Consider the following 10,262-nt stretch of genomic DNA (forward strand, 5'->3'; position numbering starts at 1 on the left):
GGGACGCGAGCCGCTCGCGCCGGTCGGCCCCGCGCGTCGCGGGGCGACCCCGTCACCCGGCATGATGTCGGCATGTCCTCCACCGACGAGCGCGTCAGCCCGGCTTCCCGCACCCTGGTCATCGGCGAGGCGCTGATCGACATCGTCGAGCGCGACGGCAGCGCCACGGAGCACGTCGGCGGCTCCCCGGCCAACGTCGCCCTCACGCTCGCCCGACTCGGGCGACCCGCGACCCTCGTCACCGACATCGCCGACGACGAGCGCGGCCGCCGCATCAGCGCCCACCTCGAGGCCTCCGGAGTGGAGGTCCGGCACGGCGACTCGGAGCGCACCAGCACCGCTCGGGCGGTCCTCGCCGCGGACGGGTCGGCCCGCTACGTCTTCGACCTCTCCTGGAACCCGCCGGCGGCGGACCCGGAGGGCGCCTCCCACGTCTACACCGGTTCCATCGCGATCTTCCTCGAGCCGGGCGGATCCGCCGTGCTCGAGCTCCTCGAGGCTCTGCCCGCCGGAGTGACGGCGAGCGTCGACGCGAACATCCGCCCGGCTCTGGTCGGCGCGCACGCCGAGGCGCTCGCGCGCTTCGAGCGGATCGCCGCCGCGTGCGAGGTCGTGAAGCTCAGCGATGAGGACGCGGAGTGGCTCTACCCGACGATGCAGCTCGACGAGGTCCTCAGCCGGCTGCTCTCCCTCGGGTCGCAGCTCGCGGTCGTCACCCGCGGCGCGGAGGGACTTCTGCTGGCCTCGGCCGTCACGCGGGTGACCGTGCCCGCCGCCCGGATCGTGGTGGCGGACACGATCGGCGCCGGCGACTCCGCGATGGGCGCGATCCTCGACGAGGCGTTCCGCCAGGGCCTCGGCGCCGCGAACGGGATGCTGCTCGACGGCCCCGCCCTGCACGCGATCGGCCGCCACGCCGCGCACGTCGCCGGCATCACGACCTCCCGCTCCGGCGCGAACCCGCCCACCCGCGACGAGCTCTGAGGACCGGGGGCGGACCTTCTGCAGGACGCCCCTGGTGCTCGCGTCGGGACGCGGAGATACTGGGCGCACCTCGACGGAAAGGCGTGCCGTGCCCACTTCACTGAGCCCCTACATCGGCTTCGACGGCTCCGCGCAGGAGGCGATGGAGTTCTACCGGGACGTCCTCGGCGGCGAGCTCAGCTCCAGCCGCTTCGGCGACTTCGGGATGAGCGCGGATCCGGCCGACCAGGACCGGATCATGCACGCCCAGCTCGTCACGCCGAGCGGGATGATCCTGATGGGCTCCGACTCCCCCTCCTCGAGCCCGGCCGAGAGCGGCGCCCGCATCACGATCGCGCTCTTCGGCGACGACGACGCCGAGCTGAGCGGCTACTGGGACGGCCTGGCCGAGGGCGGCACGGTCGTCGAGCCGCTGGTGGCCTCGCCCTGGGGCGACCGCTTCGGGATGCTGGTCGACCGCTACGGCGTCGGCTGGATGGTGAACATCGCCGCTCCGCCGGCCTGACGCTCCTCCCCAGCGCGGGATCGGGGCACGCCTCCCCCGGGTGCGTCCACCCGTCCCGCCGGGCGCCGCGGCAGGCGCAGAATGGAGGGGCCGCTCCCGCTCCGGGAGCCGTCCCACCTCTCACGAAGGCTGCAGATGACGATCACGCTCGGGTACAAGGCATCGGCGGAGCAGTTCGGCGCCCGGGAGCTCGTCGAGCTCGCGGTCGGCGCCGAGCGGCACGGCTTCGAGACCGCGGTCGTCTCGGACCACTTCCAGCCGTGGCGGCACACGGGCGGGCACGCGCCGTTCTCCCTCGCCTGGCTCGCCGCGGCCGGTGAGCGCACCTCCACCATCACCCTCGGCACCTCCGTCATGACCCCGCACTACCGCTACAACCCCGCCGTCATCGCCCAGGCGTTCGGCACGCTCGGCGTGCTCTACCCCGAGCGGATCATGCTCGGCGTCGGCACCGGCGAGGCGCTGAACGAGGTCGCCACCGGCTACCAGGGCGCGGGCGAGCAGACCTGGCCCGACTTCAAGGAGCGCTTCGCCCGCCTGCGCGAGGCCGTGCGGCTGATGCGCGCGCTGTGGGCGGGCGACCGCGTCACCTTCGACGGTGAGTACTACTCCACGCACGAGGCGTCGATCTACGACAAGCCCGAGAGCGGCGTGCCGGTCTACATCGCGGCGGGCGGCCCCGTCGTCGCCAAGTACGCCGGCCGGGCGGGCGACGGCTTCATCTGCACGTCGGGCAAGGGCATGGAGCTCTACACCGAGAAGCTGCTCCCCGCCGTCGAGGCGGGCGCCGCGGCGGCCGATCGCGACTCCTCGACCATCGACCGCATGATCGAGATCAAGCTCTCCTACGATCCCGATCCGGCGCTCGCGCTCGAGAACACGCGCTTCTGGGCGCCGCTCTCGCTGTCGCCGGAGCAGAAGCACTCGCTGACCGATCCGGTCGACATGGAGCGCGCCGCCGACGAGCTGCCGATCGAGCAGGTCGCGAAGCGCTGGATCGTCGGCTCCGACCCCGAGGAGACGGTCGCGCAGATCAAGCCCTACGTCGACGCGGGCTTCACCCACCTGGTCTTCCACGCCCCGGGCGACGACCAGCAGCGCTTCTTCGACGCCTTCGAGCGCGACCTCGCGCCGCGGCTGCGCGCGCTCTGACCTCCCGCCTCCGCCACGACCCCCTTCGGAAGGGCCGCTCCCGCATGACCACGGCCACCCTGCTCGCCCGGCTCGACCGCGGCGAGGCGCTGACGCGCGAGACCGCCGAGGAGCTCCTCGGCGCGCGCGGCGACGACCTCGACCTGCTGCTGGAGGCCGCCGGCCGCCTGCGCGACGACGGACTCGCCCGCCGCGGACGGCCCGGCGTCGTCACCTACTCGCGGAAGGTCTTCGTCCCGCTGACCAAGCTCTGCCGCGACCGGTGCCACTACTGCGTCTTCGTGGAGACGCCGGGCGGGCTCGCGGCCAAGCGCGAGTCGACCTTCATGGAGCCGGAGGAGATCCTCGAGGTCGCCCGCGCCGGTGCCGCGCTCGGCTGCAAGGAGGCCCTGTTCACGCTCGGCGACCGCCCGGAGGACCGGTGGCCGGTCGCCCGCGCCTGGCTCGCCGAGCACGGCTACGCCTCGACGCTCGAGTACGTGCGCGCGATGGCCGTCCTGGTGATGAGCGAGACGGGCATGGTCACGCACCTGAACCCCGGCGTGATGTCGTGGGCCGAGCTGCAGCGGCTCCGCCCGGTCGCGCCCTCGATGGGCATGATGCTCGAGACGACCGCCGAGCGCCTCTGGTCCGAGAAGGGCGGCGTGCACTACGGCTCCCCGGACAAGGACCCGGCGCTGCGCCTGCGCGTGCTCGAGGACGCGGGACGCAGCCGCATCCCCTTCACCACCGGCGTGCTGCTGGGCATCGGCGAGAACGCGGCGGAGCGGGCGGACGCCCTCTTCGCGATCCGCGAGTCCCACGAGCGGTGGGGCCACGTGCAGGAGTGCATCGTTCAGAACTTCCGCGCGAAGCCGCGGACGGCCATGCAGAACGAGGTCGACCTCGAGCTGCAGGAGTACGTGGCCAACGTCGCGGTCGCGCGCCTCGTGCTGGGCGCCGAGGCGACGATCCAAGCGCCGCCGAACCTCACCGACGAGCAGGAGCTCGGGCTGCTGCTGCGCGCCGGGGTCGACGACTGGGGCGGTGTCAGCCCGCTCACGGCGGATCACGTGAATCCGGAGCGCCCCTGGCCGAACATCGACGACCTCGCGCGGCTCACCGCGGCGGCCGGCTACCGGCTGCACGAGCGGCTGACCGCCCACCCGCAGTACCTCCGCGACTCGGCCACCTGGATCGATCCGCGCGTCGCTCCCTACGTCGAGGCACTCGCCGACCGCGGGACCTGGCTCGCCGACGAGGCGGCGGCGGTCCTCCCCCGGCCCTACCGCGACTCGCTCGACCCCCTGCCCAGACCGGTCGCGCCCGCCCTCGGCGCCGTGCTCGCCCGGGCGGAGACGGACCCCGCCGGTCTCGAGGACGCCGACTACCTCGCCCTGCTCGCAGCCGACGGCGACGACCTCGACGCCCTCTCCGCTCTGGCGGACGACCTGCGGCACGACGCCGCCGGCGACGAGGTCTCGGTCGTCGTGAACCGCAACATCGACACCTCGCTCTGGGGAGTCGGCGATCTGACCGTCGAGCGGCTGGAGGAGCTCGCCGACGAGGCGGTCGCGCTCGGCGCCACCGAGCTCTGCCTCCAGGGCGCGATCGGACCGGAGCACCCGGGCGACGATCTGCTGCTGATCGTCCGCACGCTGAAGCAGCGGCAGCCCTCGCTGCACCTGCACGCCTACCGGCCCGGCGAGATCCTCGAGGTCGCCCGGCGTACGGGCCGAACCCTGCCCGAGATGCTCGACGCTCTGCGCGAGGCCGGCGTGGACTCCGTCCCGGGGACCGCCGCCCGCATCCTCGACGACGACGTCCGCGCCGTCCTGAGCGAGGGGACGGACCCGACCGTGGCCGAGTGGCGGGAGGCGATCACGGCCGCGCACCGCAGCGGCCTCCGCTCCACCTCGACCATGGTCTACGGACACGTCGAGACCCCCGAGCAGCAGCTCGCGCACCTGCGCACGCTCGCGGCGATCCAGGACGAGACGGGCGGCTTCACCGAGTTCATCGCGATGCCCTTCGTCCCGGCGGAGGCGCCTCCTTCCGTGGTGCGCGCGAGCCGGGGCGGGCCGACCCTCCGCGAGACCCGCGCCGTGCACGCCGTCGCACGGCTCGTCCTCCACGGCCGGATCGCCCACGTGCAGACCGCCTGGACCAAGCTCGGACTGCACGCGGCGCAGGTCCTCCTCCGCGGCGGGGCGGACGACCTCGGCGGCCTGCTGCTCGACGGGGCCCTGCGGCCCGAGGCCGGAGCGGAGGCCTACCGCTCGCTCGACATCGCGACCGTCGCCCGGCTGAGCGGCGAGATCGGCCGCGGTTGGCGCCAGCGCACCACGACGTACGGCGTGGTCGCGCCGGAGAGGGCGCTGCGGGCGGAGCCCGTCGCAGCGGCGGGTCCTCAGCGGATGCGCCTCCCGGTCCGCGGGACCCGCCGGGCGTCATGACCCGCTCCGAGTACCTGCGGCGCCAGGCCGAGCTGGTCCGGGAGGAGCGGATCGAGTCGGACAGCGCCACCGTGCGGCTGCTGACCGCGGGCGCCGGGAGCCCGCGCGCGGTCCTGATGCTGACCGGCGTCGGCCGGGGCGCGCGGAGCGACACCGGGCTGCTGCTGCCGATGCTGGCGCGGCGCCACCGCGTCGCCGCGCTCGAGCTCGCCGATCTCGGCGACCCCTGGCTCGACGGACCCGCCGCGGTCCGCGCCTCCCTGGACGCGCTCGGCGCCGACGAGGCCGTCCTGATCGGCCACTCGCTCGGAGCCGCCGTGGCCCTCGCCGCGGGCGATCGGCGGGTGCGCGCCCTCGCCCTCGTGGCCGGATGGCTGCGGCCGACGGAGCGCCTCCTCCGCGCGGCGCGCCTCTGGCCGATGCTCCCGCCCGACGCGCAGGAGGAGGCCGCTCGGCTCCTCGCCGTCCGCTCGGCCACCGCCTCCTCCCCGTGGGGCGCCGACGTCGCCAGGATGCTCGCCGCCTCCGCCCGGGCCGACGTCGCTGCGGCCGCCTCGGACTGCCGGGTTCCCGCCCTCGTGGTCGGCTGCTCCGCCGACGCCGTCGCCGGCGTCGAGGGCGCCGAGGCCCTGCTCGGCGCGATCGACGACGCCCGCTACGCCGTCCTCGACTCCGGTCACGCGGTGCTCGCCGAGCGGCCCGCCGAGCTCCTCGCCGTCCTCGAGCACTTCCTCGCCGATCCGCACCGCGACCCGGCGGGCAGCGTCCTGGCGAGGACGACGGTCTGATGGACGTCGACGTCGTCGTGATCGGCGCCGGGTTCGCCGGGCTCGGAGCCGCGGTCCGCCTGGAGCGCCGCGGCGGGACCTCGTTCGTCGTGCTGGAGCGCGCCGAGCGGATCGGCGGGACCTGGCGGGACAACGTCTACCCCGGAGTCTCCTGCGACATCCCCTCGCACCTCTACTCCTACTCCTTCGCCCCCGAGGCCGACTGGTCGGCGTTCTACGCCCCCGGGGCCGAGATCCAGTCCTACCTCGAGCGCGTCGTCGAGAAGGAGGGCCTGGCGCCCCGGCTCCGGCTGGGGACCGAGGTGCTCGAGGCGGTCTTCGACGAGGAGGCGCACCGCTGGCGGGTGCGCACCTCCCGGGGCGACTACTCCGCCGCGGTCCTCCTCGTCTGCGCGGGGCGCCTCTCCGAGCCCCGCCTCCCGGCCGTCCCGGGCCTGGATTCGTTCGCGGGTCCCGCCTTCCATTCCGCCCGCTGGAGGGACGACGTCGACCTCGACGGGAAGCGCGTCGGCATCGTCGGCTCGGGAGCCTCCGCCGTGCAGATCGTGCCGCACCTCGCCGAGCGCGCCGCCGAGGTGGTGCTCTTCCAGCGCTCGGCCCCGTACGTCGTCCCCCGCCGGAACCGCCCGTACCCGCCGGAGGAGCGCCGAACCCTCTCCCGCGCGCCCGGGGCCCTCGCGAGGCTCCGCGAGGAGCTGTTCTGGCGCGCCGAGCTCGGCTTCGCCGGCCGCGTCGCCGTGCCCGAGGCCATCGACCGGCTGCGGGCGGAGGCGCTCGGCCACCTCGAGGCGCAGATCATCGATCCCGCGCTCCGCGCCGTGCTGACTCCGGACTACGAGATCGGCTGCAAGCGCGTGCTCCTCTCGGACGACTACTACCCCGCTCTCGCGCAGCCGCACGTCCGCGTCGTCCCCGGTCCGCTCCGGCGCATCGAGGAGGGCGCCGCGCTCGGCGACGACGGCGTCCCGCACAGGGTCGACGTGCTCGTCTTCGCGACCGGCTTCCACTCCACGCGGCCGCCCTTCGCCCGGCGCATCCGCGGCCGCGGCGGCGTCCTCCTCGCCGACCACTGGGCCGACGGCATGGTCGCCTACGAGTCGACCGCGGTCCACGGGTTCCCGAGCCTCTTCGTCGTCAACGGCCCCAACGCGAGCCTCGGCCACAACTCCGCGGTGCACATGATCGAGACGCAGATCGCCTACGTGCTCGCCGCGCTCGACCACCTCGCGGTCTCCGGCGCCGACCGGCTCGAGGTCACCGCCGAGGCCGAGGCCGCCTCCGTCGCACGGCTCGACGCCCTCAGCGCCGACACCGTCTGGACCAACGGGGGCTGCGAGAGCTGGTACCTGGACGACAACCGGCGACTCACCCTGCTCTGGCCCGACTTCGCCTTCGCCTTCCGCGAGGAGCTCGGCCGGTTCGACCCCTCGGCCTACACGACCTGACCGCGGCTCGCTATCGTGACCGCATGACCGACCGCGTGCTCGCTCCCGAACCGCCCGCCGACGGTGCGAAGCCGAAGGGACCGGCCTCGTACTTCCCGAGCATCGAGAAGACCTACGGCCGTCCCGTCCAGGACTGGCTCGACCTCGCCGACGAGCGTCTGCGCTCCGAGCCGCACATGCAGGTCGTCACCTGGCTGAAGACCGAGCACGGCCTGGGCCACGGCCACGCCAACGCGATCGTCGCCTACGTCCGGGCCGCCCGCGCCTGACCGGTCCGCCCGTCGTCCGCACAGGCTAGGCACGCCGGCCTCCCCGGACCACCCGTCGTCGGCGCCCGCGCCGTCCGGGGATAATCGGGGCATGCGCGAAGACGACGATGTCGATCTGGTGATCGACGCGTGGGCCGGGGCCCTGCCCGACCTCGATCTCGCGCCTCTGGACGTCGTCTCCCGCCTCCGCCGGCTCAGCCCGCGCGTGCAGGAGGTGCGGCGGCAGTCCTTCGCCGTCAGCGATCTCGCCCCGTGGGAGTTCGAGCTCCTCTCGCTGCTGCGGCAGCGCGGGGAGGGCGGGATGACGCCCTCGGCACTGGCCACGCACCTCGCGCTGTCCAGCGGCAACCTCGCCAGCCGCGTCGACCGCCTCGGGGCCCGCGGGCTCGTGGTCCGCGAGCAGAACGCCGCCGACTCCCGCAGCAAGATCGTCTCGCTCACCCCGCGGGGCACGAAGCGGGTCGACGAGGCGATGCGCAATCTCGTCGCTGCCGAGGGCGAGGTACTCGCCGACCTGGACGCCGCGCAGATGTCGGTCCTCATCGAGTGCCTGCGGCGGATCAGCGACACCCTCGACCGACTGCAGTGACGCGCTATGCCCGACGAGCCTGAGAGGTCAAGCCCGTTCGGAGAGACGGGCACCGGACGTAGCGTGAAGCGTGCACGGTCGAGGCGTCAGCCACCCGTGCGGATGATCGCGAAAGCGGAGAGCACCATGACACAGATTTCTTCTATCCAACCCGCGCGATGGAGCCGGAACGGAGTCAGGATCGTCGTCGTTCCCGGGGCGGAGCTGCCCCGGTTCCGACTCGAGATCGACGCCCGACTGACCACCGCGCCCTCCCTCGTCCCCACCGGACCCTTCTCGACCGTCGAGGAGGCCGAGCGGGCCGCCGAGGTCGCCGCCGGCCTGCTGGGGGCGAAGATCCCGGCCTGAGCGCACACCCGTCGAGACGGCCGGATCAGCCCGCGAGCTCCGCGAGCGATCCGGTCGGGACCGCGATCCACCCCTCGGCCTCCGCCGCCTCCTGCAGTTCGGGAGGCACCGGCATGGTCGCGCCCAGGGCGTGGGCGCGGGCGTTGAGAGCGGCGACGACGGCGTCGAACGCGTCGTCGGAGCGGCTCATCAGCGCGAGCGCGGGCGCCGGCACATCGAGCCAGGGTGCGGCCCGTCGCAGCGACTCCGCGGCGAGCGCCACGGCCTCCGGTCGCGTCTTGTACCCCGTGGTGTCCACTCCCCAGAGCCGCAGCGCCGCCGCCGGGTACGCCTCGACGAGCCGTCCGCTCCCGGAGCGGTCGACGTCCTCCCCGCTCGCGGCGAAGGCGTCGAGCAGCTCCGCGCAGCGCATCGCGGTCATCCCGAGCCGGTCGGTCGAGACGCTGAGCGGCCAGCGGCCGGTGACCTCGCGCGCCACCCGGTCCGTCTCGCGGTACGCGAGGCGGCGGCGCCAGTCGCGTCCCGCGAGCGTCCGCGGCGAGACCTCCCGTCGCGTGTGCGCGGAGACGAACGCCGCGAACTCCACCGGCCAGCCGAACGCGCAGTCGATCCCGATGACCGCCGCGTCCCGTGACGCATCGACGATCGTCGCGTCCTCGGCGCCGAGTACGAGCGAGCGGACGACGGCCCGGCCGCCGGAGAACTCGAGGGCGGCGAGAGCGGTGCGCACCGGCTCCGCAGCGAGGTCGACACCGATCGTGAGCACGGGGACAGGGTAGGCGCTCCGGCGCTACGCTCGAGCGATGACGCCGCCCGCTCCCTCCTCCCGGGCGGAGTCGGCCCGCGTGCCGGTCGCGCTCCTCCGCCTCCTCGTGGCCGCCGCCGTTCTGGTGGCCGTGATCGCGACGGCCGTCGACACCGCCTCTCGGACGCCGCTGAACCCGTTCAACTTCTTCGGCTTCTTCACCATCCAGAGCAACATCGTGCTGGCCGTCGTGCTCGGAGCCACCGCCGTGCTCGCGCTCCGCCCCAGCCCCGCGCCCAGCGGGCTCCTACTGGTGCGGGGTGCCTTCACCGGGTACATCATCGTCGTCGGCCTCGTGTACAACACCCTCCTCACCGATGTGGCGGGCGGAGTGGCGCTGCCGTGGGCCAACACCGTCATGCACGTGCTGTTCCCCGTCTACGGACTGCTCGACTGGCTGCTGCTCGCGGATCGCCCTCCGCTGCCGTGGCGCAGGCTCTGGCTGGTCGTGGTCTACCCGATCGTCTGGCTCGTCGTGGTGCTGATCCGCGGAGCGACGGACGGCTGGGTGCCCTATCCGTTCCTGGATCCCGCGACCGGGTACGGGCAGGTGTCGGTGTTCGTCGTCGGGATCGCGGTCGCGTTCCTCGCGTCGGGGGCGCTGGTCTGGGCGATGAGCCGGCTGCGGATCGTGCCGGTGGCGGGAGGCTGAGAGGACGCTCGCCTTCCAGACGGTTCCGCCCGCCGGACGACCGGATCCGCTGCCGTCGCGCACATCCGGCCCGTTCTGGGGTCACCCGTTCGGGGTCATCCGGGGCGCCGCTCCCCTAGCGTCAGCACCGACGGCTCCCCCACCGTCCTCCCCCTCGAGAACGGTCCCCCATGAGCCTCTCCCCCTCCGCACCGCCGACCCCGAGCAGCTCGAGCAGGTGCACCGGGACGCGTTCGCGAAGCTGACGACGGCGCAGCGCACCCAGGTCGAGGCGCGCCTCCGCGACGAGC

11 protein-coding genes are annotated in these 10,262 nt (G+C 74.0%); 10 read left to right on the plus strand and 1 reads right to left on the minus strand.

The genetic code is table 11. From position 1 onward, the window contains the following. Window positions 1-72 precede the first annotated feature (72 nt). The 9 genes from C5C33_RS10855 (at window position 73) to C5C33_RS10895 (ending at window position 8,515) form a co-directional block, all read left to right on the plus strand. Window positions 73-984 (plus strand): carbohydrate kinase, encoded by a 912-nt coding sequence (locus C5C33_RS10855; protein ID WP_104261106.1) that lies wholly within the window; start codon window positions 73-75, stop codon window positions 982-984. A gap of 88 nt (window positions 985-1,072) precedes the next feature. After that, window positions 1,073-1,489, plus strand: coding sequence for a VOC family protein (locus tag C5C33_RS10860; RefSeq protein ID WP_104246718.1), 417 nt, complete (start codon window positions 1,073-1,075; stop codon window positions 1,487-1,489). A gap of 135 nt (window positions 1,490-1,624) precedes the next feature. Beyond that, window positions 1,625-2,641 (plus strand): glucose-6-phosphate dehydrogenase (coenzyme-F420), encoded by a 1,017-nt coding sequence (gene fgd, locus C5C33_RS10865; RefSeq protein WP_181074566.1) that lies wholly within the window; start codon window positions 1,625-1,627, stop codon window positions 2,639-2,641. Between the two features lie 44 nt (window positions 2,642-2,685). Next, window positions 2,686-5,076, plus strand: a complete 2,391-nt coding sequence (gene cofG / locus C5C33_RS10870) for a 7,8-didemethyl-8-hydroxy-5-deazariboflavin synthase CofG (RefSeq protein WP_104261107.1) — start codon at window positions 2,686-2,688, stop codon at window positions 5,074-5,076. After that, entirely contained in the window at window positions 5,073-5,864 is a 792-nt protein-coding gene (locus tag C5C33_RS10875) for an alpha/beta fold hydrolase (RefSeq protein WP_104261108.1), read from the plus strand. The genes cofG and C5C33_RS10875 overlap by 4 nt, the downstream gene beginning before the upstream one ends. Then, on the plus strand, window positions 5,864-7,309 hold the full coding sequence (locus C5C33_RS10880; protein ID WP_104261109.1) for an NAD(P)/FAD-dependent oxidoreductase: 1,446 nt from the start codon (window positions 5,864-5,866) through the stop codon (window positions 7,307-7,309). Before C5C33_RS10875 ends, C5C33_RS10880 begins: the two co-directional genes overlap by 1 nt. Before the next feature lie 23 nt (window positions 7,310-7,332). After that, window positions 7,333-7,578, plus strand: coding sequence for a DUF4287 domain-containing protein (locus C5C33_RS10885; RefSeq protein WP_104225060.1), 246 nt, complete (start codon window positions 7,333-7,335; stop codon window positions 7,576-7,578). Between the two features lie 91 nt (window positions 7,579-7,669). Beyond that, window positions 7,670-8,167 (plus strand): MarR family winged helix-turn-helix transcriptional regulator, encoded by a 498-nt coding sequence (locus C5C33_RS10890; protein ID WP_104261110.1) that lies wholly within the window; start codon window positions 7,670-7,672, stop codon window positions 8,165-8,167. A gap of 126 nt (window positions 8,168-8,293) precedes the next feature. After that, window positions 8,294-8,515, plus strand: coding sequence for a hypothetical protein (locus tag C5C33_RS10895; protein ID WP_146076606.1), 222 nt, complete (start codon window positions 8,294-8,296; stop codon window positions 8,513-8,515). 25 nt (window positions 8,516-8,540) lie between these two features. Here the strand turns inward: C5C33_RS10895 and C5C33_RS10900 are convergent, their stop codons facing one another. Continuing rightward, entirely contained in the window at window positions 8,541-9,281 is a 741-nt protein-coding gene (locus tag C5C33_RS10900; RefSeq protein ID WP_104261111.1) for a DUF429 domain-containing protein, read from the minus strand. Window positions 9,282-9,318: 37 nt separating this feature from the next. On the opposite strand from C5C33_RS10900, the gene C5C33_RS10905 reads away from it, so the two are divergent. Next, entirely contained in the window at window positions 9,319-9,972 is a 654-nt protein-coding gene (locus C5C33_RS10905) for a Pr6Pr family membrane protein (protein ID WP_104261112.1), read from the plus strand. Window positions 9,973-10,262: the final 290 nt, after the last annotated feature.

This window comes from Rathayibacter sp. AY1H3 (assembly GCF_002932015.1).